Origin of the sequence: Pseudanabaena sp. PCC 7367 (assembly GCF_000317065.1) — a bacterium.
In the GTDB taxonomy this organism is placed as follows: Bacteria; Cyanobacteriota; Cyanobacteriia; order Pseudanabaenales; family Pseudanabaenaceae; genus Thalassoporum; species Thalassoporum mexicanum.
This window is the reverse complement of sequence record NC_019701.1, coordinates 418,241-443,926: the sequence shown is the minus strand read 5'-3', so window position 1 is coordinate 443,926 and position 25,686 is coordinate 418,241. Positions and strand designations below refer to the sequence as shown.

General features: G+C 46.6%; 19 protein-coding genes, 1 tRNA gene, 1 pseudogene and 1 other annotated feature. Of the genes and pseudogenes, 4 read left to right on the top strand and 17 right to left on the bottom strand.

Annotated elements, in window-relative coordinates; translation table 11 throughout:
- Positions 1-513 precede the first annotated feature (513 nt).
- The 8 genes and pseudogenes from rplL to rplS form a co-directional block, all read right to left on the bottom strand.
- Positions 514-918, bottom strand: a complete 405-nt coding sequence (rplL, locus tag PSE7367_RS01705; protein ID WP_015163631.1) for a 50S ribosomal protein L7/L12 — start codon at positions 916-918, stop codon at positions 514-516.
- Between the two features lie 176 nt (positions 919-1,094).
- Positions 1,095-1,658: a 50S ribosomal protein L10 gene (gene rplJ, locus PSE7367_RS01700; protein ID WP_015163630.1), complete on the bottom strand. Its 564-nt coding sequence runs from the start codon at positions 1,656-1,658 to the stop codon at positions 1,095-1,097.
- Positions 1,659-1,748: 90 nt separating this feature from the next.
- Positions 1,749-1,927: a sequence feature (ribosomal protein L10 leader region), on the bottom strand.
- Positions 1,928-2,006: 79 nt separating this feature from the next.
- A complete protein-coding gene (gene rplA, locus PSE7367_RS01695; RefSeq protein WP_015163629.1) occupies positions 2,007-2,723 on the bottom strand; it encodes a 50S ribosomal protein L1 in 717 nt (238 codons plus the stop codon).
- Positions 2,724-2,865: 142 nt separating this feature from the next.
- Entirely contained in the window at positions 2,866-3,291 is a 426-nt protein-coding gene (gene rplK / locus PSE7367_RS01690) for a 50S ribosomal protein L11 (RefSeq protein ID WP_015163628.1), read from the bottom strand.
- A 295-nt stretch (positions 3,292-3,586) separates the two neighbouring features.
- Positions 3,587-4,228, bottom strand: coding sequence for a transcription termination/antitermination protein NusG (gene nusG / locus PSE7367_RS01685; protein WP_015163627.1), 642 nt, complete (start codon positions 4,226-4,228; stop codon positions 3,587-3,589).
- 2 nt (positions 4,229-4,230) lie between these two features.
- On the bottom strand, positions 4,231-4,470 hold the full coding sequence (gene secE, locus PSE7367_RS01680; RefSeq protein WP_015163626.1) for a preprotein translocase subunit SecE: 240 nt from the start codon (positions 4,468-4,470) through the stop codon (positions 4,231-4,233).
- 175 nt (positions 4,471-4,645) lie between these two features.
- Positions 4,646-4,718, bottom strand: a tRNA-Trp gene (locus PSE7367_RS01675).
- A gap of 452 nt (positions 4,719-5,170) precedes the next feature.
- Positions 5,171-5,530 (bottom strand): annotated as a pseudogene (rplS, locus tag PSE7367_RS01670) (50S ribosomal protein L19); the annotation flags it as partial.
- A gap of 190 nt (positions 5,531-5,720) precedes the next feature.
- Between rplS and PSE7367_RS01665 the strand changes: the two are divergent.
- Entirely contained in the window at positions 5,721-8,147 is a 2,427-nt protein-coding gene (locus tag PSE7367_RS01665) for a sucrose synthase (RefSeq protein ID WP_041698747.1), read from the top strand.
- A 136-nt stretch (positions 8,148-8,283) separates the two neighbouring features.
- Here PSE7367_RS01665 and PSE7367_RS01660 read toward each other — a convergent pair whose 3' ends face one another.
- The 5 genes from PSE7367_RS01660 to PSE7367_RS21710 form a co-directional block, all read right to left on the bottom strand.
- Positions 8,284-8,520, bottom strand: coding sequence for a NifU family protein (locus PSE7367_RS01660; RefSeq protein ID WP_015163623.1), 237 nt, complete (start codon positions 8,518-8,520; stop codon positions 8,284-8,286).
- 186 nt (positions 8,521-8,706) lie between these two features.
- On the bottom strand, positions 8,707-10,830 hold the full coding sequence (locus PSE7367_RS01655; RefSeq protein ID WP_015163622.1) for a M48 family metalloprotease: 2,124 nt from the start codon (positions 10,828-10,830) through the stop codon (positions 8,707-8,709).
- A gap of 604 nt (positions 10,831-11,434) precedes the next feature.
- Positions 11,435-12,541: a pentapeptide repeat-containing protein gene (locus tag PSE7367_RS01650; protein ID WP_051037830.1), complete on the bottom strand. Its 1,107-nt coding sequence runs from the start codon at positions 12,539-12,541 to the stop codon at positions 11,435-11,437.
- Between the two features lie 774 nt (positions 12,542-13,315).
- Positions 13,316-14,287, bottom strand: a complete 972-nt coding sequence (locus PSE7367_RS01645; RefSeq protein ID WP_015163620.1) for a carbohydrate kinase family protein — start codon at positions 14,285-14,287, stop codon at positions 13,316-13,318.
- A gap of 331 nt (positions 14,288-14,618) precedes the next feature.
- On the bottom strand, positions 14,619-16,541 hold the full coding sequence (locus PSE7367_RS21710) for a hypothetical protein (RefSeq protein WP_015163619.1): 1,923 nt from the start codon (positions 16,539-16,541) through the stop codon (positions 14,619-14,621).
- Between the two features lie 222 nt (positions 16,542-16,763).
- Between PSE7367_RS21710 and PSE7367_RS01635 the strand changes: the two genes are divergently transcribed.
- Together PSE7367_RS01635 and PSE7367_RS01630 are read left to right on the top strand one after the other, a co-directional pair.
- Positions 16,764-17,516 (top strand): DUF561 domain-containing protein, encoded by a 753-nt coding sequence (locus PSE7367_RS01635; protein ID WP_015163618.1) that lies wholly within the window; start codon positions 16,764-16,766, stop codon positions 17,514-17,516.
- 474 nt (positions 17,517-17,990) lie between these two features.
- On the top strand, positions 17,991-18,251 hold the full coding sequence (locus PSE7367_RS01630; RefSeq protein ID WP_015163617.1) for a hypothetical protein: 261 nt from the start codon (positions 17,991-17,993) through the stop codon (positions 18,249-18,251).
- Positions 18,252-18,478: 227 nt separating this feature from the next.
- On the opposite strand, the gene speA is transcribed toward PSE7367_RS01630, so the two are convergent.
- The 4 genes from speA to PSE7367_RS01615 form a co-directional block, all read right to left on the bottom strand.
- A complete protein-coding gene (gene speA / locus PSE7367_RS01625) occupies positions 18,479-20,407 on the bottom strand; it encodes a biosynthetic arginine decarboxylase (protein ID WP_041698742.1) in 1,929 nt (642 codons plus the stop codon).
- Between the two features lie 653 nt (positions 20,408-21,060).
- Positions 21,061-21,177 carry a photosystem I reaction center subunit VIII gene (locus PSE7367_RS20955; RefSeq protein WP_015163615.1) on the bottom strand — a complete coding sequence of 39 codons (117 nt, stop codon included), beginning with the start codon at positions 21,175-21,177 and terminating at the stop codon, positions 21,061-21,063.
- 141 nt (positions 21,178-21,318) lie between these two features.
- Complete coding sequence (locus tag PSE7367_RS01620; protein ID WP_015163614.1) at positions 21,319-21,786, bottom strand: photosystem I reaction center protein subunit XI; 468 nt, start codon at positions 21,784-21,786, stop codon at positions 21,319-21,321.
- A 143-nt stretch (positions 21,787-21,929) separates the two neighbouring features.
- Complete coding sequence (locus tag PSE7367_RS01615) at positions 21,930-24,368, bottom strand: ComEC/Rec2 family competence protein (RefSeq protein WP_225882673.1); 2,439 nt, start codon at positions 24,366-24,368, stop codon at positions 21,930-21,932.
- Positions 24,369-24,864: 496 nt separating this feature from the next.
- Between PSE7367_RS01615 and PSE7367_RS01610 the strand changes: the two genes are divergently transcribed.
- Positions 24,865-25,647 carry an MlaE family lipid ABC transporter permease subunit gene (locus PSE7367_RS01610; RefSeq protein ID WP_015163612.1) on the top strand — a complete coding sequence of 261 codons (783 nt, stop codon included), beginning with the start codon at positions 24,865-24,867 and terminating at the stop codon, positions 25,645-25,647.
- Positions 25,648-25,686 lie beyond the last annotated feature (39 nt).

The window sequence follows — 25,686 nt, the reverse complement described above, 5'->3', positions numbered from 1 at the left end:
TATTTAGCAATAGCTTCGCTAGTAAGCGTTACCAATAAATCACTCTAAAATATTTAAAAAGTCGGTGTTGTTGCAAATTAACGAGATGTTTATCCATTTAGCGATCGGACAAACTCATACTGGATATACATTTGCTATTTATGATGCCGACATTTCTATCTCTCGATCATGCAATACCAAGTTAAGGAGCTTTTTAAAAGGTTTTAGTCAAATTGGTTACTGTCTAACAGTTTCCGATCGTGAATAGCTATAGAGTAATGTCATCAATCCGAGATGATGTGATGAGACTAGAAGCGAGTTAAAAATATTTAAGCGATTTATTGGTCTAACTTGCTGGCCTGGTTTCTTCTCCTGTGTTTATAGAGTAATGAATGGTTCCGATCGCCCTGGGTGTATTACTGGTGGCGATCGTTTTTTATGATTGCTAACACAAAGGGATCGCCCTATGAGCAGCGATCCCCAAAAATCACAGAAATTAAATTAACTGTGGCTTAAGCAAAAGGTTAAATAAATCTACTTAACCGTCACCTTAGCACCAGCCTCTTCGAGTTTCTTTTTGGCAGCTTCAGCATCATCCTTGCTAGCACCTTCCTTAACTGGCTTAGGCGCAGATTCAACCACTTCCTTCGCATCCTTCAGACCCAGGCCAGTGATTTCACGCACAATCTTGAGGATGGCGATCTTCTTGTCACCGGGCACTTCATCAAGGATGACATCAAATTCGGTTTGCTCTTCCGCCGCTTCAGCTTCAGGGGCAGCGCCACCAGCAGCCATACCAGGCATAGCCGCCATCATCATCCCACCAGCAGGAGCAGCCGCAGAGATACCGAGCTTATCTTCCATCATTTTGACCAGCTCAGCCGCTTCTAGAACGCTCAGGCCAGTAATTAGTTCGTAGGCTTCTTCGATTTTAGACATTGGGAAAATACTCCTTTAATGGACTAATAAACTTGTGATTGAGTAATGATCATGGCGATCGCGTCAATCAATTAGAGACAATTGCAGAAAATTACGGAAAATTATGGAAATACTCAGAATTAAGGCAATTCATAAAACCAAGCTCGACGGAAGTAATTAAATTAAAAAATTAATTACTAAGCAGCTTCTTTTTGGTCAGCAGCAGCCTTGATTGCCCTACCCAACGAGGAAGGTACATCGTTGAGCGCGCGTGCCAGCGAGGTTGGCACCTGATTGAGTCCGATCGCCACTCTGGACGTAGCACTGTTGAGTACGCCAGCGATCTGAGCCAGTAGTTCTTCACGCGATGGCAATTTGGATACAGCTTCTAGGGCATCAGCATCCAAAGCCCGACCATCAAATACGCCGCCGCGTAACTCGGTCTTTTTAGTGTCTTTTTTGAATGCCTGGTAGGCTTTGACGGCACTTGCCATATCGCCTTTCACAAACAAACAGGCAGTTGCACCTTTGAGATATTCACCCATTGGCTGCCAATGCTCATGTCTGGCGATCGCAATCCGCATTAGGGTATTCTTCACCACCATGCAGGTAGTTTCGGAATCCCGCAGTCTACGGCGCAGATCGGTAATCTCGGCCACGCTGAGGCCACCATAATCGATTACCATCACCATCTGAGTTTCGGTTAATTGAGATTCAAGCTGACTAACTAGTTGCTGCTTGTCCTCTGGACTTCGACCCACTTAAATTCACCTCCTTTGGCGAAATTTCAAATCTGTTTGGTAAAGCTTGATCAAGCCAAGAATCCTAGCCCTCGCATTTCAAAAAAATTAGCGCCAAAACAATGACCCCTAACCGACAACAGGTAGAGGTCAAGGAGAGCATAACTCCCTCGTTAACAACCTCGGCAGGAAATTAAGTCTTGCTGCTAATCTGTGCGAAATCTTGATCAGACTTCTAATTAAGACCAGTAACAGACACCTACTGTCTACAGTTTTATTTGGTTGTAGGGATGTTAGAGCGTTGAGCTATGCTCCTAATTGTTTTGTTTTACTGGACTAGAAACTTACTATTTAAGCCTTTTGGCCAATCTAGGCGGCATCTTCTAGCTTTAGATCGCGCAGGGCGCTAACATCAAGCTCGATCGCCGGGCCCATCGAAGCGGAAAGATAAATCGATTGCCAGTATTTACCCTTAGCACCGGAAGGTCGATTACGATCGATCGTTTCCTGCAAAGCCTTGAGATTAATCAATAAATCCTGGGGCTCAAAGTTGGCTTTACCAAACATGACATGCACGATCCCGGTACGATCGGCACGAAATTCGATTTTACCACCTTTGAAGTCATTTACGGCTTTTTCTAGATCGAAAGTTACAGTGCCGCCTTTGGGTGATGGCATTAACCCACGCGGACCCAGCAAGCGACCTAGTTTTGCCACCTGAGGCATCACATCTGGAGTGGCGATCACCACATCAAAATCCATCATGCCTTTGGAAATATCTTCGATCAGCTCTTCCGAACCAACAATGTCTGCTCCGGCCTCTGATGCCTCGGCCACTTTTTCACCACGGGCGATCACTGCCACCCGCACAGTTTGGCCTGTACCTTGGGGCAAAACGACCGTAGTCCGCAGTTGTTGGTCAGCATATTTAGGGTCAATCCCCAAGCGAATATGGGCTTCGGCTGCTTCGACAAATTTAGCTGTGGCGGTTTCTTTGAGCAGTGCCAAGGCTTCAAGGGGTTGGTAGGGACGCTCTTCTACTTTGCTCAATGCGGCCAGAAAGCGTTTTGATTGTTTTTTAGCCATTGATTTGTATTCTCCTTGGGGTTAGATAGCGAAGCTAATCAGCCTCTCCCCCACTATGGTTAACAGTTGATTGAAAATCAAGAAAATGGAAAATTGATAAATCTAAACGATCGCTACGATCGATCAAATTTACTGAGCCAAGCTATTCGGCGATCGTCACGCCCATATTACTAGCCGTCCCCGCCACAATATTCATCGCTGCATCAATATCATTGGCATTGAGGTCAGGCATTTTGGTCTCGGCGATCTCTTTGAGTTGGGCTTTGGTAATTGAGCCAACTTTTACCCGGTTGGGTTCGCTCGAACCACTATTAATCCCGGCCGCCTTTTTAATTAACTCAGATGCGGGTGGGGTTTTGAGAATAAAGGTAAAGCTGCGATCTTCATAGACAGAGATCTCAACCGGAATCACAGTGCCAGCTTTGTCAGCGGTTTTGGCGTTATATTCCTTGCAGAACATCATAATATTAACGCCATGCTGCCCCAGTGCTGGGCCGATCGGTGGCGCGGGGTTCGCCTTACCAGCCTGGATCGCCAGCTTAATAATTGCTACAACTTTTCTTGCCATGCTTGCCTACTTTGTTTATTTTGGAATATCTAAAAATAACTAAACTCTATATTTACGCTACATTCGCTTAGTTTTGAACATCTAGAGCTGTGGCTAAAGCTCCTTGAAGGTATAAATTAACGTTTTTGATAGTGGCGGCAATATTTTTGAATATTAGCGATGCCATCCATCACCAATGGAGCAAGCCATAAAAATAACTGAGTCCGCAGAATTCACCCGGTCTCAGTGCCGATCGCTGATCACTAATCAAATCAGCTCGGCTAAAATTAGCTCGGCTAATTAGTATATCAGCAATTTAGTTTTGCTTTTCCACTTGATTAAATTCAAGTTCCACTGGTGTATCACGGCCAAAGATCGACAACAACGCTTTCAGCTTGCTCCGCTCCGGCGTGACTTCCACTACTTCACCCTCAAAGTCCTTAAATGGCCCAGACAAAACCTTAATCTTGTCGCCTGCTGCCATATCGATCTTGACGATTGTTTCTTGCTCGACCGCAATGCGGAAAATACGCTCCGCCTCCGATCGACTAAGTGGTCTTGGCGTAACATGCCCGCGCCCACGGCCGTAGGGACGTTTTTGCTCAGTACCCACAAAATTAATCACATGTGGGGTATTTTTGACCACCTGCCAGGCATGGTCATCCATGTTCATCTTAATCAGAACATAGCCCGGAAATACTTTCTCCTGGGCTGATTGGCGACTGCCATCTTTGCGAATTTTGACGGTGGGGGTCTGAGGGATTTCGATCTGGTGGATCAAATCCTGCACTTCTAGAGTGTCAAGACGTTGCTCCAGATTAGCTTTGACCTTTTTTTCGCAGCCAGAAGCAACCTGTACAGCATACCAGCGTGGCTTTATGCCCGAAGCTTGGCCTGCTGTTGCTTCAGTCTCTATTTCGGCTTCTAAATTATCGGGATCTTGTTCTTCTGCAAACATTGCTAAAATAATTGGTTAGCGACCCATCTGAACAGGCCATCTACTAGATATACTAGCGAAGATGCAGCAACTACCATGAGCAACACGGCAGCAGATTCGCTGAAAAGCTGTTGACGACTAGGCCAGACAACTTTCTCAAGTTCTGCCTGGGTATTTTTAATAAACTTACCTGCCTTACCAGTTTCCGCCGCTTCTTCCTGGGAAGGCTTTTTACCTTTTTTGAGATCCTCTTCCTTGGTCATGGCTTCATGTATGGCGATCGCGGCAATTGATAGGGCTAGCTAGGGTGAAACTCAATTTCAAGGTCAATACTGGACTTGGTTAAGCCGATTAGGCATCTAGCCAATTATTGAGCAATGAGATAATTAAGTTGTGCTAGCAGCTTGGGCAGTAGTGGAAAATTCAAAAAAAATGGAGCGCGCCCTGGAGGACTCGAACCCCCGACATCAGGTTTTGGAGACCTGCGTTCTACCAACTGAACTAAGAGCGCATACTTCTGAAATCTAGATCTGTTAGATCATCCAAAGATCATTCTAGCGATTCGCTTTGCTTACTGGCTGAGCCATTAGTTAAAGACTAAATTCGCTAATCGATCAGCTTGGAACCTAAACAATATAGCTGCTTAAGAGCCATCGGCCAACGGTTCTACTGGCGGAAAACCTAGAAATAATTGGCGGCTTTGAGTCTTAACTTCAATGCCTGATCCATAGTAACCCATTACATAAGTCAATGGCATTTGATCTAGACATTGAAAGACCCAACAACAGAAAAATAGAATGTTACATATTTAAACTTCAACAGCTTAAATAAACATTACTTTGAATCTAACCGACTTAGAATCTAACTTCCTAAGCCAATTTATTCAGCAGCAGCAGCGGCAGCCTTAGCTTTCTTTCTAGCCTTAGCTTTGGCGCGCTTGACCGTTTTCTTGCCTTCCGTATCAATCGGCCGATCGAAACGTTGCTTAACTCTAGTGGCCTTACCAACGCGATCGCGCAGGTAATAAAGCTTCGCCCGACGCACTTTACCACGTCTGATCACCTTAATACTTTCGATCTTAGGAGAATGAAGCAGGAAAACCCGCTCTACGCCAATCCCCTGGAAGGTCTTGCGCACGGTGATACGGCTATTAATACCAGAGCCGGCCATGGAAATTACAGTCCCTTCATAGGGCTGCACCCGTTCTTTACCGCCCTCTTTAATTCTGACCCCAACTTTAAGGGTATCCCCAACATAGATTTTGGGAACGTCTTCTTTGATGTGTTTCGCTTCTACGGAGCGAATTATCGCCTCTGCGTGCATGATCACCTTAAAAAATCGGCAGTCTTCAATTGTAAAGTAACTTATACGGATTGTCTACTGGAGATTGAAAGTAGGTATATAGCAAAACCTATCTATATCCGTAGTTGGATTGGTTTTTATTTTATTACCTATTTAACCAAATCCGGCTAAAATGCTGGAATCAACACATCCTCTAGTGAATGAATCACCGATGCTCCAATTGATTCAGGCTGTTCTTAATAGTGATGAGAAAAACGATCTGCGTAACTTTTTAAGTCAATTGCGGGCTGACGATCGCAATTATTTGCTGCGTACTGATGTGCTTAGCGCCTTCGATCGCTATTGTCTAGACAATGAAAAAGATGATCGCTTTCGCCATCGGTCTGCTTTTAGTGATTTAGTTGCCAGTAGCCAGGAAATAATTAAAGACCAAGACAGCTTTTGTCTCCTGTTGCGCCCCCGCATTGCGACCCAAAGCGCACACCGCATTTTAGCTGATCTCACCGTTGAGAAAATGAGCGTAGAAGATTTGCTCAATTTGCGCGATCGCCTGGTCGAGCGATTTCATCCCCAGGAAGGGGCAACATTGGAGATCGACTTCAAACCTTTCTATGACTACTACCCGCCGATCAAAGACCCAAAAAACATTGGCAAAGGGGCTGCTTTTTTAAATCGCTATTTATCGAGCAAGCTGTTTCAATCGCCGGAGCAGTGGTTTCAGTCTTTATTCAAGTTTCTGCGCTCCCATCACTACAATGGCACCCAATTATTACTCAATGGGCGGATTCAATCACAATGGCAGCTTTCGCAGCAGGCTAAGCAGGCGCTGACGTTGCTGGCCAAATACCCGGACGATCGCCCTTATCGAGAATTTCGCTACGAATTACAAGAACTAGGCTTTGAACCAGGCTGGGGTAATACCGCTGGCCGCGTTTCCCAAACCCTTGATATCCTGGATGGCCTCCTGGATTCACCCGATCACCAGAGCCTAGAGGCATTTTTGTCACGCATCCCGATGATTTTTCGGATTGTGCTGGTTTCGGTTAATGGTTGGTTTGGGCAGGAAGGGGTGTTGGGACGACCCGACACTGGTGGACAGGTGGTTTATGTGCTCGATCAAGCACGCAGTCTAGAAAAACAGCTCCAGCAAGATATTACCCTGGCCGGATTAGATGAATTAAAAATTCGCCCCAAGCTGCTGATTGTGACCCGGTTGATCGCCTACAGCGAAGGCACGTTTTGCAATCAACGCTTAGAAAAATTACGCGGCTCCGATGATGTGTGGATTTTGCGGGTGCCATTTAGGGAGCATAATCCCAACGTGACCCGTAAATGGCTATCGCGCTTTGAGCTGTGGCCCTATCTGGAGACCTTTGCGATCGATGCAGAAACTGAGATCAAGTCGGAGTTGGGCGGTAAACCTGATTTGATTGTCGGTAACTATACCGACGGCAATCTGGTAGCTTTCTTGCTCTCGCGCAGCATGAAAGTAATTCAATGCTACATTGCCCACTCCTTGGAAAAGCCCAAGTACCTATTTAGTAATTTGTACTGGCAGGATCTAGAAAGTAAATATCATTTTTCGTTGCAATTCACGGCTGATTTGATCGCCATGAATGCCTGTCATTTTATTGTGTCTAGCACCTATCAAGAAATTGCTGGTACTACTGAAAGTATTGGCCAGTATGAATCATATCAATCCTTTACTATGCCTGAGCTCTATCATGTGCATACGGGCATTGATCTATTTAGCCCCAAGTTCAATCTGGTGCCACCGGGGGTGAGTGAGCAAGTTTTCTTTCCCTACACCAAAACCGAAAATCGCGTAGAGAGCGATCGCCAGCGCTTGAATCAATTGTTGTTTACCTATAACGAAGCACCTACACAAATTTTTGGTGTGCTCGAAGATCCCGACAAGCGGCCAATTTTTTCGATCGGTCGGATGGATCGGATCAAAAATATGTCGGGGCTGGCCGAGTGTTTTGGTCAAAGTGAGGCGCTGCAAGAGCAATGCAATTTAATTATTATTGCTGGTAAGCTGCGGTTAGAAGATTCCCAGGATCAAGAAGAGCGTGAAGAAATTGAAAAGCTCTATGGCGTGATCGATCGCTATAACTTACATGGCAAGATCCGCTGGTTGGCCGTGCGCCTTTCCCGAATTGAGACCGGTGAGATTTATCGAATCATTGCCGATCGCCAGGGTATTTTCATTCAACCGGCACTGTTTGAGGCGTTTGGCTTAACTGTGCTCGAAGCAATGATTACGGGCTTGCCTAGCTTTGCGACCCAATTTGGTGGCTCGTTGGAAATCATTCAAGATCAAGTGAGTGGTTTTTATATCAATCCGGCTAACTATGAAGAGACAGCGGAAAAGATCGCTGACTTTTTAACTAAATGTGAGCATAATCCTACCTACTGGCATGAGATCTCCGGTCGGGCGATCGATCGGGTCTATAGCAAATACACCTGGAGTCTGCACTCGAAGCGATTGCTATCTTTGGCGCGTACCTATGGGTTCTGGAATTACACCTCCAAGGATAACCGCGAGGATATGTTGCGCTACATTGAAATGCTATTCCATTTGCTCTATAAGCCCCGCGCCAGGGAGTTGTTGGATCAGCATAGCCATTGGCAATAGTAATTAATTAGCCTTAGTAGGTAACTAGGCAAATTGCGATCGCCTAAAAAGCAAAATGCAAGGCTTTGTGTAGCCCTGCCTAATGCTGAGAATAATTTAGTGAGTAAGTTGTAAATAACTTAGTCCAGGTAATTGCTTAAAAGACCTGTTCGACTTCACCAATGTCGGGGATCTCCTCCCGCAACTTACGCTCGATTCCCATCCGCAGGGTCATCGCCGAAGATGGGCAAGAACCACAAGCACCCTGGAGCCGCAGCCGCACGATCGGCCCTTCTACTTCTACTAATTCCACATTACCGCCATCCGCCAACAGGTAGGGGCGCAACTCATCGAGTACATTCTCGACGTTATCCATTGTTAATTCTTTGGCCATAATTTCCCTTTGTTTACCTCGATCGAAACTATTAATTATATGCTACGCGAAATATTCGTCTTTTGCGGCATTTTGGTGGGTTCGGTTATCAGCGATCGTAATCATTCTAATCAAGCTTTGCCTATGATTGCTTAGTTTAAGCTAGCGATCGGGCAACTTCGAAATCGCAATTCCATTTTTACAAAACTAGGATCCAAATAGACTGGTAATTAACTTCACAAAATCCGCCACAAACTCCACCAGCTCCACCCGATAGGTGATCGTCATGGGCAAGAGCCCTGCCAGCACCAGCAACGAGCTAATCAGATTATTCCAGAGTTGATGATAACTGCTGAGGATTTTGATGCCCATTGCCTCATCGGTCAGCAATGGCTTGAGGCTGGAAAGATCGACGATCGGCAGGTTACCGCGTCTGAACCAACCCGTTGCTACCACCGATTGACCGATCAGGGTTTCAATCCGGCGGATCGCCCGACTGGAATTAGTCACCAGCGATTGATAGTTGGGTAAATAATTTAAATTAATCATGCCCGCCTGATCTTCTAGCTTCAGGTTATACCCCAATTGATTAATATCCGGGTCATAGCCAATTAACTCCCCTGGCAACTGTACTGGCTGGCCGCGCAGAGTGCTGGCGTAGGGGTCATTGAGCAAACTCACCAGATCACCATCCACCACACGTCGAAAATCAGGATAGCGAAACGTACCCTGAAACATGATGCCAATCCCCAGGCCGATCAAAATAAACTGCCAGGGCAACCAGTTGTTATACAAATTAAATAGCGGGTTCATGATTTTGGCCAGAATCAAGCCAGTGATCGCACCGCCATAGGGAGCCACTTGCACGATCACGTCTTTAGAAAAGTTGCGATAGAGTTTGGCCTTTTTGAGGGCTTTACCCTCCTTCATAATTTGCAGAAATTCAAACTCACTATTCAATCCCAATTGCCTGGTATAGAGAGTGAGGGTACGCAATCGCCGTCCAATTAGCGGCAAGGGCGAATGAAACTCAATCCAACTGCTCCAGGGGTTATATAGCTCCCACAAAAATACGCGGGTAGGATTTTGCTCCCAATAACCAGAATGCAACACCATAAAGGCAGTGCCCACCGCGATCGCCGTTTGATGATCGCAAATCCCCAGGGCTCTGGTCGATTCCAACAGGCGATTGATGTCATTGCGGAGTTGGCCTTGTTCAACGATCCCCCTGGCAATTTTAGTGAGCGCCCGTGACATAGCATTGGGATTGCCAGTAAGTTCAGCGGCAAAATGATCGCAGACATAGGCACTGCTGCGGGTAATCGGAAATAGCAAATAGTTGCTACAGCGGTAGAAAAAGTTGGCGATCGCCGCAATTAAGCGAAAGGCGTTTTTCCCCCGTTTGGTACGAAAACTGAGCCGACTGAGATAGACATAGAATAAATAAACCAGTTGTACTGGTGCGGCGGCAAAGGTGGTGACCGAAAAGCTCCAGGTGGCGACCCGCCCCAATTGATAGGCAAATACCGCTGCGATCTCATCGTCTGAGAGCAAATCCAGCAACCCGCGACTAATTACCAATCGGGCTGAGTTGGGTAAAACGCCATAGACAAAGGCCACTGGGCTATCATCGGCGATCAAGCCAATCCGGGGAATATCCCGATTGCGATCGGCACAGAAATTTTCGATTAGTTCGACCGCTTCGGGGCTAATTGCCTCCAGGTCAAATAGGGTAATCCATTGGGTGCGCTGGAATCGCTTCTGGGTAATGTCGATCAGCCAGGGCGACATAAAAAACATCAGCGTGCCGATCACGATCGTGTTGATCGTAATTAAAATAAACCAGCTCCTGCCGATCTCCAGGGTGACACGGGTAGCCAGCCACAAAAAGATGCCAGCGATCAAACCCAATACCAACAGCACCGTGCCCACCATGGCCAGGATGAACATGAATTTATATTTAAATGGCAATGCTAAGGTAACGTGATTGCGGCGATACCGATTGGGCTTGGATTTAATTACCTCTGCTACGTCTTCATTGCGAGTTTGGGCTGGGTTGGGTTCCGCTTCTAGCTGCTTCTGAAGCGAGACTAAGGATTTTTGCAGCCAGGTTTGTAGTTGCGGATCGGGATGATCGGCTAGTTGTTCACAGATGGCGATCGCTTTGTCGGCTCTACCACTGCGCTGATAGGCGGTCACAATCCAGATCTGTGCCTGAATGTAGTCTTTGGCGGTTGGGTCGGGATGCCCGTGACTATATTCAGACAAAATTGCGATCGCTTCGGTGTAATGCTTGCGCAACAGTGCTTCTTTTCCGGCTTTTAGTGACATTGCCCTTCTGTCCCGTGGTTGAATGCTTTAATCCCAGATTGCTTGAAATACCCGATCAGCAATGATCTTAGTCTTTGTAGTTGCTTAATTAATGCAGGTTTGAAATATTATTTGGCAATAATTTGGCAATAATAACGATTACTTCGGCGTAAATGTTGCTACTCAGATCAAATCCGATCGCCCATCCATAGAAAAAACACAACAAGCACAATGGTTGAATATTTTGTGATCATGATTTAGATCGCCTTGACGTTAATATCAACATTGCCCAATCCCTGACTTAAAGAAGCATTAGGTAAGCTCAGATCCAAGCTCAAATCCAAGCTCAAATCCAATCGATCGCCCAGCGAAAAAACATCGCAGGTGCAATGGTTACAAGTTTTTTGATGATGGTTCTTTAGCCAAACTTGATCTAAGCAAATTTTGGATCAGCAAACTATGGCAGAGTTGCGATCGTTATCCAGGCTGAGCCAGAACAACAAAACTCTGCAATTACTGCTATTAGCCTATTATTTAACGATATTGCTATTTATGCCCAGCTTGGTCGTTTAATTTACAATCCAATAATTTACAATCCAAGAATATTCAAAAGCCACTATTGCCATTATTCATGGATGCTGCCATCGGGCATGATGGTCTCTTCGAGAAACACCCCTTCTAAGTTAGTGCCCTCTAATTTGGCCTCATTCAAATTGGCTGCGCCCAGGTTTGCACCCGCAAAATTAGTCTGCACCAGATTTGCCCACGATAAATTTGCGCCATACAAAAAAGCATCGTTCAGGTTTGCCATGCTCAGATCGGCCAGGGAAAGGTTTGCACCATAGGCATTGGCACCAAACAAATTACTTGCGCCCAGGTCAGCCAGCGAAAGGTTAGCGATCTTTAAGTCGGCTTGAGACAAATTCGCATTATAAAGATCCGCACCACTGAGATCTGCACCACTGAGATCGGAACCAATCAGCACTGCGGCCTTGAAGTTAGCTGTGCGTAAATTGGCCTCGCTCAAGTTAGCGCCACTCAAATTAGCACCGCAAAGAATCGCCCCACTGAGATCGGCCTCGCGTAAATCAGCACCGCTCAAATTGGCTTCGGTTAAATTAGCATCGCTCAGGTTGGCATTTTGTAAATTAGCTCTGACAAAATAAGCTTTGTTTAGTTGGGCTCCCGTTGCCACCATTTTTTTTAAGTTGGCATCAGCAAAATTGGTACTGATCGCATAGCCCTGAGATAGATTAGCTTCGCGGAGGTTGGCGCGGGATAAATTGGCCAAGCTCAAATATGCCTCTCTCAGGTTGGCAGCCGCCAGATCAACCTCGGTCATTTCTGAACCGCTAAAAATTGTGCCCAGGGCGACAATGCTGCGTAGATCGCAATTCAGCAGGTTGGCTTCACTAAAATTAGCCAGAGATAGATTAGCACTGGCCAAGCGAGAATCGTTTAGTTGTGCCCCACATACGATCGCCCCGGTCAGGTTAGCATTATTAATATCCGAGCCAGCCAAATTAGCACCGGCCAGCTTCGCTCGAATCAAAACCGCCACGCTTAAATTTGACTTGGATAGATTGGCTTGAATAAAGTTGGCATCAATTAAATTGGCAAACTTTAAATTAATCCCACTCAGATCAACCCGAATGTGGCTATTTTTCAAGCGCCAATTATTCCAACTGGCTATGCCACTGCGTAAAAGTGATACATGATCATTATTAGCCACGTCAACTCCCCTCATCTGTTTGTGGCTTGAGCAATGGAGTCAAATTACCTAGCATTACGGTTATGGAACAATCTCTCTTTATGACTTAAGTGGGCTAATCGTGTTTTCCTGGCTATAGCTTATGAATCTATCACCTATTCAATCCTCAAGTCTAACGCTCTATTGGTTGCGCCTAATGACTTAGGACGAATTGGCTATAGCTATAGGTATTATTATTTTGATTCTTTTAAGAATCCTGCGCTGTGATGCAAATCATAGCCGATCGATTTAGACCGATCGATTTAGATGGATGCCAAACGATCGCGGTGGTGAAATGACTAGCAAAAACTGAGATGTCAGGCTGGTTTATGCAGCTTTAGTTCGATCGATATTTATTTAATAGATATTTAACAGGGATTTAATAGATATTTGCAGGCCGTAACCTAATTGTTCCTGAGGATCGCTTGAGAATCCTGTTGCTTTATTAGAGATTGCTTTGCCTCGAACTGGTAGATGCAATATTTCGCTTAAAAACATTGAAGCTAATTTGCGGCAATGAAATCTAAAATGATTAGCATCAAGCAAACTATCGTTAAGCAGCTATTGAAATTCTAGCTCTAGATCTAGGCGCAACGGTGTGAAATTCTTGATCTATTTGCTCGTAGGCCAAATTAATGCAGGGCTATGCAAATGAGGGTTTTTAGTCCAGTGATCTTGAGCCAGGCTCGATTCCATCGCCAGATATCATTACATGTATATAATTACCAAAATTAATGATATTGCTCCAGGCCTGCACTAGGCTTGTTGCTGAGTCAAAAAATCTTGCACCTGGTTGTGGCTGGGTAAATTTGACATCGCGCCAATGCTTTGGGTTGAAATTGCCCCCACTGCACAGGCATATCTCACGATCCGATCGCTAATTTCTGGTTGATTCAGTTCTTGTAATTTATGTTGACATAGCTGATAGACAAACCCAGCTACAAATGCATCGCCAGCCCCAGTAGTATCGATCGCATTGACCCTAAAGCCCCCAAATTGAGCGGTGCGATCGCTAATTCGATAGCGACAGCCATGCTCGCCATCGGTGACCAAAACAGCTTCGAGATGCTCGAGTTTGTTACCTATTTCGGTGGGATCGCTGGTATGAAACAGCCATTCAGCTTCATCGGCTGACAACTTGAGAAAGTCGGCATGTTCCAACAGGTCATAAATTAAATCAGGGGCGCGATCGGCGTTGTCCCAGAATAAAGGCCGCCAATTGACATCTACCACCACTCGCAGGTAGTTTTGCTCCGCCAGCTCAATTGCTCGTTTAACTGCTGCCATGCTGTCTGTTTGTGCCAGAGCCAATGTACCCAAGACCAAAAAGTCGGCAGCTTCAAACAATTCGATCGGCAATTGGTCGGCTTGAAGCTTGGTATCGGCAAAAGCTGTACTACCCGTACCAGAAAAATTAATAAATCGGCGATCGCCTTTGGCATCACGACTGACATAAACTTCTCTGGTGCGAGCGGTAGGATTAATTTGTATTCCCGTGGGGTCTACCCCTTTTTGTTTAATTTCAGCTAACAAATCCTGGCCGATTTGGTCATTGCCAATGCAGCTAATCAAGGCGCAACTTTCACCCAACCTGGCGATCGCACAGGCAATATTAGCAGGTGAGCCACCCGGATAAGCTTGCCAGGAAAGCACCTGGTCTTGGCCTAATTGGGCATAGTTAGCAATCTGATCGACAAGAATCTCTCCCAAACAGATAATGCGTGGCATTGCTTTTTATTCTGGTTTATTTGCTCTAGCGGAATTGATGCGGTTAGGGAGCGATCGCAAGTTTAGAATGCCATGCACCCATACACCACCAGAATTAAACCTTTAACAAACAATAGTCTAATTTCGTGGCGAGATAAACATTCGCCCAGTTGCGATGTGAGCATTAAGACAAGAAGCCTATTGACTAAAAATAAACTAAACCGGCTTGGCTGTTAATCAATTATGCCTGATTTTTTGCCGAATCCATGCGGATTAAGCACCGATCCCATGCGCAAACTTCATCCCAATTAGATCTTAATTGGGCGATGGACAAATATCAAATGGGCAAAGATCAATTAACTGGAGTAGTTAGGGTCTCTGGTAGCTTGTCACTTTCAGGTGCAGCAAGAGATTCTGGTACTGGCTGGGCTGGTTTGCTTGCTTTTGACTTGGCTGGATTAGGTGATTTGAAATTCGATTTGCGCTGTTTGGCCCGCTGGCGCGATCGCTGTAATCTACCGCGAAAATCAAAAGGATTAGTTTTCTTTTTGACCTTGCTGGTGGCTGGGCTAGCTGATTTTGCTGCTTCGCTGGATTTGGATTCAGGCGCTTTAGACGATTTGGACGTTTCCTGGGCTGGCTTTAAGGTCTCAGGCTGAGCAGTGGCAGGACTAGGCTGCGTTGGGTTTTGATTAGATTTTGGCGCTGTTGTCGCCGGCGTAGTTGTCTTGGTTGCTTGGGGTGAGCCCACCGATTCAGGCTTAGCACTGGATTCTGAGCTGGATTCTGAGCTGGGCTTAGTTTGATTAGTTTGCTTAATTTGATCGGCCTGAGCAGGGCTAGACTTACTGGCTGGAGTGGGCTTGCTTGTTTGTCTTACGGTGGGAGAAGCCTGCTTGTTACGATCGCGCCTCGACCTTCTAGCTCTTTGGCGATCGCGTTCCTTCGACTGACGCTTAAATCTCGATTTGGATTTAGATTCAGCTTTAGATCTAGACTTAAATCTAGATTTACTGGTGGGTGCGGGCTTAGGTGTGGTTTTAGCTTCCGGCTTAGATTCAGATTTAGGTTCAGATTTAGTATCTGACTTTGGTGCTACTGCTTTGCTTGGTTCCTGAACTGGCACTGGCACAACTGGGATCGCCTGCGAGGGCTGAGTCGTGGGAGTTGTCTTTACTTCGATCGTAGGTGTTGTAGTTGGTGTGGTTGTTGGTTTGGCTGTGGGCGTAGCTGTTGGTTCAGGTGTAGGAGTCGGGGTGGGAGTCGGCTCAGGTGTAGGCGTAGGCGTGGGTGTAGGTGCCACATAGTCAGGATTAACAATCCGATCGATCCCAGCGATTTTCTCGCCTCGCACCAATCGATCTAAGGTTGCATTGCCGCCCGACTGATAATTAATTAGATGGGCAGTGCTATTGAACTGATTTTTAATTAATTTGCCCTGGCGATCGAGAAACTCCAATTTTAGCCAGTTGGTTCCCGCCTGCAATCCTTTTAAATAAATCGGTCGCCAGCTATCGAGATCAAAGCTTTGGCCGTTGATCGTGGCGCGAATCTGCCAATCGATCGTTTCGGTTTCATCCAGTGCCGCCAGGTGCAGTGGGGCATTGCGAATATAAAAGTCCAGCATCACTGGCTCTGCGCCATAGGTGCCGCTGGGCTGGGCAAAGGTTAGTAATGGCGCTTGCGGATCGGGGGTATTTTCGGCCGTGGGCGTATAGACATGGAAGGTGGTCTGGGCATAGGCACCTTCATTTTTAAAGCTTTCAAACCAGGGACGCGAGGCAAACACCCGGATTGTATGGGTGCCTGGGCTTAGCTCCTGGAGTTTAACTGGCTGGCTCAGGTCATAAACTGGAATGGGGGTTTGATTATCTACCATTAAGTCCAGGTGTGGCCCCAAACCATATTCTTTGTCCTTGAACACAGGCAGATCGACTACCGCCAGGTTTACGCTCACGCTGTTGCCATCGACCAATTGATTGGCCCTGGGGCTGAGAATACTTACCTGGGGCTGGTATTGATCTAGCGATCGCTTCAGGCGTTGAATTTCCGCTGGTGGTGAGACTTCACTAATCCCAGCCAATTTAGAACTAACCTTGGCCTTTTGCTTGCCACCACAAGCGGTTAAGCCAAACAGCATCACGATCGCCACGATTATAGTTAAAGTGGTTCTCAGCATCCTAGCGCGCTGCGGAGATGCATTATTGTGGGTTCGCCCTAGTTGTACCAGATGCGATCGCCATGTTTGCCAGAATCGAGAAAGTTGGTTGCGCATGAGTAGCCTTCCAAATGTCGCCTATACACCTGCCAGAGAAATATGCCTGTGCTTGCCTTAAAGTTACTTTTAAAGATGCCAATACATCTAAGCATTGAGATTAAGTACTAAGAGCACTAAGCACAGAAATCTTAATCTACATACCGCAATATACCGAAAAACGGTTCGATACCAACTAAAATATCGACAAAAGTATGCGAACTAGCTATTACGAAAAATAATATGACCAGATTTAATCGATTGCCCCAACCGCTGAAGCGAGCTTTTGAACACCGCAAGGCTCTAAAAATCATTAGTGGGCTGCAAAATTTTGATCCTCAGTTGGTTAGCAATGTGGCTCAGGCTGCTACCCTTGGTGGGGCCAGCTTTATTGATATTGCCGCTGATGCCAATTTGATCGCCCTGGCAAAACAACATGGCGATCTGCCCGTATGTGTTTCGGCGATCGAACCAGAAAAATTAGCGGCGGCGATCGCGGCTGGTGCTGATCTGGTGGAAATTGGTAACTATGACAGTTTCTATCAGTCTGGCCGCATTTTCAGCGCCGCAACCGTAATTGACTTAACCAACCAAACCCTTGCCTTGCTGCCGGATACTGCCCTATCGGTGACGGTGCCCCACACGCTGCCCCTGGATCAACAGGTGGCTTTGGCGGAGCAATTAGCAGCGCTGGGCGTTGATATTATTCAAACCGAAGGGGGCACTAGTAGCGCTCCGGTGCATGGTGGCACGCTGGGACTAATCGAGAAAGCTGCACCAACCCTGGCTGCTGCCTCTGAAATTAGCCGTGCCGTGAATATCCCTGTCCTCTGTGCCTCTGGTATTTCTAATGTGACTGCACCAATGGCGATCGCGGCTGGGGCTGCTGGTGTGGGTGTGGGCTCGGCGATCAATCAACTACAAGATCCGATCGCAATGGTGGCGGCGGTGCGTAGCCTGAGCGAGTCGATCGATCGGGCTGTGGTTCTACGCTAGAAAGCTAATCATTGGTTCGTCAAATCAGGATTGATGGGTAAAGCATTTTGGTTTGTCATAAGTGTCATAAGTGTCATAAGTTAAGTGATCTAAAACAAAGCGATTTATCATAACTATCCTGACTATCCTGATGCAGCAATAGAGACAAACTTAAATATCCATAGTATCCATTTGCCTTTTTCCTAACCAGCCTGATTATTGGTGCAGAGGCAGATGGGTATTTATATTTTTCTGACTTTTGATAGTTTTTGTAGCGCGATCGGGATAGTGATATAGAAGTAAGAATTTTTAGCAAATGAAGCTTGAGTTAGTCTTATGCTTATGCCTAGAAATAATTACTGCCCAGGATTACTCAATATTGATTAAGTGAGCTTAAAATTTTGGCATTTGGTATCTCAGTATAGAAGGCAGCATTTTATACCTATGCTATAGATATAAGATGAATTAAGTAGTAGGGAATAGCAGCTACCGCCAATGGATACTCCGTATATTTACTACATTCCAATCTATGTTGATGATGACCATGATGAGACCCTGCGCCATCTCTTTAGTGGTAAGCCGGGGCTAGATCAGCAAATTCTAGCTTTGCTCAAGGATTTAGATCAGCGTGAGCAGGCGGGTGAAGGGGTTGATTACATTGATGAGTTGGAGGCTAAGCTTGAACTCAAACGCATTTCGGTGCATGAGGTACACCGCGATCGCTCTCGCCTGGCCACCCATTCCAAGCACAATTAATTTGCTGGTAGTCATGCAGTAGTAAGGATAATTAGCAATCGATTTAAAATTCGGAGCTTAGCTTGTTTGGGTTATAGATATTCAACTATCTCCCAAATCCTTACTTGTTCAGCACTACCAATTTGCTTAATTGACTCTAGTTAATTGACTCTAGGCCTGGCTTAGCCTTGATCAAGATAAATATAAATATCCACCACCTATAATATTTTGAATATTTAAATGTCTAACTAAGTAGGACTGAGGTAGGTATAGCCATCCAGACTATGCTCAAAATTCTGGAGCAATAACCTGGCCTCGTCGATCGTGATTGCATCCTCTTGCAACGCTGCTTCTGTCTCACGGCGCATACTTTCGAGCAGTTCACCACGACTATATTGCACATATTCCAACACCTCATTCATGGTGTCCCCTTTGACCACATGCTCCACCTTATAGCCCCGGTGGGTGATGTGAATGTGCACCGTGTCGGTATCCCCAAAGAGATTGTGCAGATCGCCGAGGATCTCTTGATAAGCCCCCCCTAGAAATAAACCCAAAATATAGGGATCGTTATCGTTTTTGTCGAATGGGTGCAACTCCAAAATTTCTTTACTGCTATAGCGGGCAATGAATTCCTTGATGTGGCCATCACTATCACAGGTCAGATCAGCGATCGTGCCCCGATTGCTGGGTTCCTGGTTGAGGCGATGGATTGGCATAATCGGAAACATCTGGCCGATCGCCCAATTATCTGGGATCGACTGGAATACCGATAAATTGCAGTAATAGGTCTGAGCCATGCTGATTTCCAGGTCGCTTAGCTCGTCGGGTACGTGTTCTTGCTGGCGCACAATTTTTAAGATTCGATCGCAGCATTCCCAATAGAGCCGCTCTACTCTGGCGCGTTCGCGCAAACCCAAATAACCAAACCCAAACAGGCTAGCTGCTTCACCCTTGAACTGGATCGCATCGTGATAAGCCTCTTGATAGTTCTGGGCATTGATGTTTTCCAGGGTTTCAAATAAATTCCGAATAATCAAATGTTCACCGGGCTGGAGTGGTTCGATTCCTGCCTGGGGTCTGCTGCTGGTACCCAGTACATCAAAAATTAAGATCGATTGGTGTGAGGCGATCGCGCGGCCACTTTCACTCACGATCGTCGGTGGCTCCACCTTACCCTCGGCACAGGCTTCTTTGATTTCTGCCACCACATCATAGGCATAATTCTGCATGTTGTAGTTTTTAGAGGCGGCCGAGTTGGTTTTGGTGCCGTCATAATCTACGGCTAGACCACCACCCACGTCGATATACTGCATGTTTGCGCCAATTTTGGCCAATTGCACATAGATTTGCGCCGCTTCGCGGAGGGCATCCTTGATTGTGGAGATGGCGCTGATCTGGGAGCCAATATGAAAATGCAGCAGTTGCAATGAATCGAGTAGATCGGCGGCGGCTAATTTCTCAACTACTGTCAAGATCTCCCACATATGCAGACCGAATTTTGCCCGATCGCCAGCGGATTCAGCCCAGCGACCACTACCTTTGGAGCTAAGCTTGGCGCGTACACCCAAATTAGGTTTGATGCCTAGCTTTTGGGCGGCGGCGATCGCCAGGTCTACTTCTTCAAGCTGCTCTAATACAATAATTGGCTTTTTGCCTAATCTTTGCGACAGCATTGCTGTTTCAACATACTCACGGTCTTTATAGCCATTACAAATCAACAATGCGCCAGGGGTTTTGAGGGTGGCGATCGCTATGAGTAATTCTGGCTTGGAACCTGCCTCCAGGCCAAATTGAAATGGTTGCCCAAATTTAGTTAGTTCAGCCACCAGATGTTTTTGCTGATTAACCTTGACTGGATAAACGCCGCGATAGACACCTTGATAGTTGTAGCGAGCGATCGCCCTGGCAAAACAGGCATTCAGCCGTTCAATTCGATCGGCAAGGATATCCGAAAAACGCAATAACAAGGGGAGCCGTAAGCCCCGCTGCCGCAGATCACTAACTAAGTCAAATAGATCTATACAACCACCCCGATCGCCCCTGGGCGAAACGGTCACATGCCCAGCCTCATTAATACTGAAGTAGGGCTCGCCCCAACCATTAATTAAATAAAGTTCTTCACTGTCCTGGATCGTCCATTTATTAGTAGTAGGTGAGTCGATCGATTTTGCCATCCTTACACTAGAGGGCGACTTGGTTGGAAGCGTCGCGTCAAACTGATCAGACTGGGCAGACTGATCAGCGATCGCCCGATTTGATGTGGCCAGATGGCCTTCTGGGACTTCTGGGACTTCTGGGACTTCTGTATCTGCCGCTTTTAATTCTTTTACCTTTGATGAAGAGGGCTGAGCTAGGCTGGGATCGATCGCCTCAACCATTTGATCAGAGTGGGTAGGCTTGGCTGAATTTTCAGTTGCTAGATTTGTTTGGGTCGATCGACTCTGCTCTGCGCTCTGTTCCATAGGGTTTACTTAATCTTTCCAGTTATAAATTTTTAGATGTTTAGCATTCCTACACAGATAGGGATATTAAATGACTGAGATCGAAATTGATTCGAGATTCATTTGTTTAACACCCTTACGGCTATATCACCAGTGGATTCTTTAATCCTAGCCCTAGCGATCGCGGCGATTGCGATCAAATTATATCTTCTATCCAAACAGATTCTATCCAAACAAACAGAACCACCCCAGCCAACTAAGCTAGCCGAGGTAGTTCCGATCAGATACGAATTCAGATACGAATAATAATATAAATTTAGAGCAAGAGGTCAAAAAGCATACTTAAAGGTACTCAAAAAGGTACTCAAGAGAGTGCTTAAGTATGACTATGCCTCATTTTCAATGTAGATGAACAATAGTCCCATGGTCACCACTGGCAAGAGCCAGCAGATCACAGGGATTAGAATCCAGGGCAGATATGATGCTGCATATGAACCTGTCATATCAATTATCCTATATAGGGTTAGTAATCGATTGTTAACGATAAAGCAATAGAAAAATATAGTATCGAGTTTGCTCCAGGTCGGCCAGGATGGCTACTCAATAACTATATAGCTAGGTATAGCTAAGTAATCACTAGGTAGCTAGTTGACCAGACCACGCAGAATCGCATCAATACCAGTGAAGTTTTCAAGCAGGAAGTAAGCCACAAAAGCACCACCTGCGCCACCAATAAAGAATCCACCGGCAAACTGACTCCAACCATCAGCCGATTTCAAAGTGCCTGGTGTGCCAGCTTTGTCACCCTGGTAGGAAACAATGCCATAGGCAGCAAGACAGGCCGTAGCAAGCAGCACTAGGGTGATCGCAGTCACCAAACCACCAAGATTAGCGGCTTCGGGATAGTCTCTTAGCGGACCTAGGATAATTTCAGGGCCAACCAAGAAATAACCATGAGCCATACCAATTTCCAAGCCTCTCAACAGGGGAGATAGCCCAGGACGGTATGCTGGCAGGTTATTGATATAAGTCCTGACAATACCAGAATCGCTAATGGGAGTGGAAAGATGCCCAACTTGGGGATCTCCGCCATATGGTTTTACGAAATCCATATTTATTTATGTCCAATTAGTTTATAGGGGTCTTTAACCCTACATTCTATTTAACGAACCTCATCTATGATAAAGATTGTCTAGTTTCTTCAGAAAAGTTCACATAACCACCGATCGCTAATTGCTGAAAAACCAGCCGATCGCTAAAGCGGAAAAGCAGCATCTTGTTGCTCTGATAGCGCCTGAATGTCATTTTGGGCAGTCCATTGGATCGCGCCATCACGTCCAGTCCAATAGAGCCGGATCTCAGCTTGTTGCATTTGCTCAATGGTGTACTCGTCAATGATGGGCGTAGAAGCGATCGCCACTTGCGGTGCTACTTCCGCGAGCATCTCTGGCAGGATCTCATCACCATTCCACCACAGAATGTCAGCCTTGAGATTGGGTTTGGGTGGTGTTGGCAACGAAGGATCGCTTGAATTTACTTCTGGCTCGAGGCGATCGAGTAATTTGATTTGAGCACGGGGGTCGTTATCGGCTATGAGCAACCAGGTGGTGCGATCGGTAATGATCCGGAACACACTAGGGGACTGATTGACCAGTTCAATTTTGAGTTGGGGTGTAATTTCCAGGATTTGGCCAACCGCCAACGAACTTACATCAATGCCAGAGGTGGTCATCTCACGCCGCAATTTATCATAGGCCTGGGAGGCGGCTCCCCCACCCACATCCCGAAACTTAGCGATTTCGATCGAACTGCCCAGAATATTTGCCCAGCCCTTGCTCACATCGGGTTGCGGATCAGTAGCGATCGCCCAATCAATTTCATTTACGCCGGATTTTTGCAGTAGTGGCAGCAAGGTATAGGCCGCCGTGCGATTGTTGCCAGCATTAACCAGGATAGTTTCGCCCTGATGGGTGACCACCATAATTGGCACTCGCCCCGCATCCAGCAAAATCACCCGAAATTGGCTGTTATGGGCGATCGTGGTGGGTATAAACACCACAGCCAAAATCACAACCACACCAATCAGCCAGCGCTTTTGCCACCAGGGATGGAGCCACACCAGCACGATCAACACATAGGCCAGGAGCATCTGCCAGAGGCTAATTGTGCCCAAATTAGTAACCGCATTGGGCAGGCCATTCGCCCAAGCGACGATCGCCGTGATTGCCGTAACTGGCGTTAATAGCACCCAACTGGCCAATGCCCCCAAGGGCACAAACACGATTCCCAGTAACCCGGCGATCAGCCCACCAATGATGGCGATCGAGATAAATGGGGTAACCAGCACATTGGTAAAAATGTTGTAGATGCTAAAGCGGCCAAATACAAATAATTGCAACGGCAGAATCCAGATAAACGCAGCGATCGGTACTGACAAAGCATTGGCAGCCAATGGTGGTAACCAGGTCATTTGCTTAGTCAAGGGTGTGGCAGTGACAATTAACCCCAGGGTGGCCAGGAAGCTAAGCTGAAACCCCAGATCCCAGATCCATAACGGCTGAATAATTAATAAAGCCACCGCCGCAAACGCTAAGCCCACCAATGGCCGACTGCGTCGCTCAGTCACCAACCCCACCAGGCCACCCATCCCCATAATTGCCGCTCTGAGGATCGAAGGGCTACCGCCAGCTAGAATCAAGAAAATTAACAGCACCAGGCTACCGCGAATAAATTTTTGCTGGGGGGAACTATGCCGCGAAACTGCCAGCATTGCCCCCAACAACAGCGCCACGTGAAATCCAGACGCAGCCAGAGTCCAGGCCAACCCAACTTCACGGAACTGGTCACGCCAGTCATAGGGGATATCAGTGACGCGATTGCCCAACACTAAAGCACTGAGCAAGCCTCCCTTGGGCATCCCCAGACCTTGCACATGGGCTCTGGTGAGCCGTTGCCTTAAACGCCAGCCCCCCCAGAACTTGGGTTCACTTTGCAGGGTTAGTTCACGCCCTTGTAAGCCAGCAAAGATGCCTTGCCGCGCCAGATACCTGGCAAAGTCAAATTCACCGGGATTTGTTGCGCCGCTGGGAGCATAGAGCGATCCTTCGATCGACACTATTTGCCCCCGTCTCAGTCCAGTCGCCTGGGTCAGGGAAATGGTGGTGTAGAGATTACCAGTTACCGGTTGAGTCTCTAGTTGGCTAGTGGTGCTTTCACCCTCATTAGACTCCGATTCAGCTTCAGAGCCAGACTTTGTTAGGGTGATACTATCGACCGACATAGTAAATTTGGCCCGATCGCTGGCAGTCAGGCGTGGATCTTGGTTGATTGTGCCTCTAACCACCACCTTATCGATCGGTACATAGTTCGCAATATCATTGGTCGTGGGCTGGGGGGTGCGGAATTGGGTATATAAACAAGCCACGCAGGCAATTAGACCAATCAAAAACCAGACCCACCGCTTCGGCCCTTTGCGCCAAACCACGGGGATAACCAACCCCATCAATAGTCCTAAGCCAAGGGTAGACAACCAGGCTAGCCAACCACTGAGGGCGCTAGCAAAGGTACCGCCGATGAAAGCCAGGCAGAGAATGGCAAAAATCAAAACATTCATCGATTGGTTCCAGGCATCTAAGCTCCAGGTATCGGGTATCTTAGCCTCAGAAGTGTAAGGCTTAATTGCAAAATATGCCAAGGCTACTATGCTAATAGTCGATGGTTTGGATTCTCAACTAGTTTTATTAATCTCTAACTTTTGTTTATGTTTAGCTGAATATTGCCAAATTGAAGAAATTAAGTAAAAGTTAGTTGGCGAGCAATGGCGATCGAGCAATATCGATCAAGATCAATATCGATCAATTAGATTGGGCTTAATTTTAGGACATTGCATAATCCAGGCATGAAAATGCCATCTGCAAAAATATCAAATATATAGAGGTCAGTCTGACCGATCGCTTAATTGTTAAATCATCCCACCAATGTGCAACGCCAATTTTAGTCTTGGCTAGAGTCTGCCTGAGTCTGCAGAACTTGGCTTGCCAACGCGATCGCAAAATTGAAATGCACCTAAATCTAAATATCATTAATCTAAATATCATTGCCACATCACCGAACCACCTAGCATTAGCCATAATCGAGCCATAGCTAAGAAGTTAAGTTAAGAATCCACAAAGATAGAAATACCCAACATTATGATCACCAGTCTCGGCCGATGGACATCTAAGCTAATCCGCAGCTTTTTTCTGCTCGGACAGGTAACCTATCATCTATTGGTATACCGCCGTTTGCATTGGCGGAATGTGTTGGATCAAATGTCGGTAGTAGGGCCCGAATCGCTCTTGATTACGCTGATCACCGCTAGTTTTGTGGGCGGGGTGTTTACAATCCAGGTGGCGCGGGAGTTTATTAACTTTGGTGCCCAACAGGCGATCGGTGGTGTGTTGGCGATCGCCCTGGCGCGGGAATTGGCTCCGGTACTAACCGCCGTAGTGATCGCGGGTCGGGTTGGCTCTGCCTTTGCGGCCGAGATTGGCACGATGCGAGTAACCGAGCAAATTGATGCCATGCAAATGCTGCGCACTAATCCGGTGGATTATCTGGTGGTGCCCAGGGTGGTGGCGGGGATCATTATGGTGCCCATGTTGACTTTGCTGGGATTGCTCACTGGGATGACTGGAGGCTTTTTGATTGCGCGTTTTGTTTATACAATCCCCACTTCAATCTTCTGGAACTCGGTGCGTGATTTTACCGATTGGTGGGATGTGATTAGTGCAATGATAAAAGCCGGTATTTTTGGCGCAATGATCGCAATTATTGGCACTAACTGGGGCATGACCACTTCTGGTGGCGCAAAGGGCGTGGGCATTTCTACCACAGCTTCGGTGGTAACTTCGCTTTTGGCGATCTTCATTGTGAATTTTGCACTGTCCTGGTTATTCTTTCATGGGCCGGGCGCAGCGATCGGCTCAAATTAGTGCCGTTAGTTGCATTGGTTGTATTGGTTGCATTGGTTA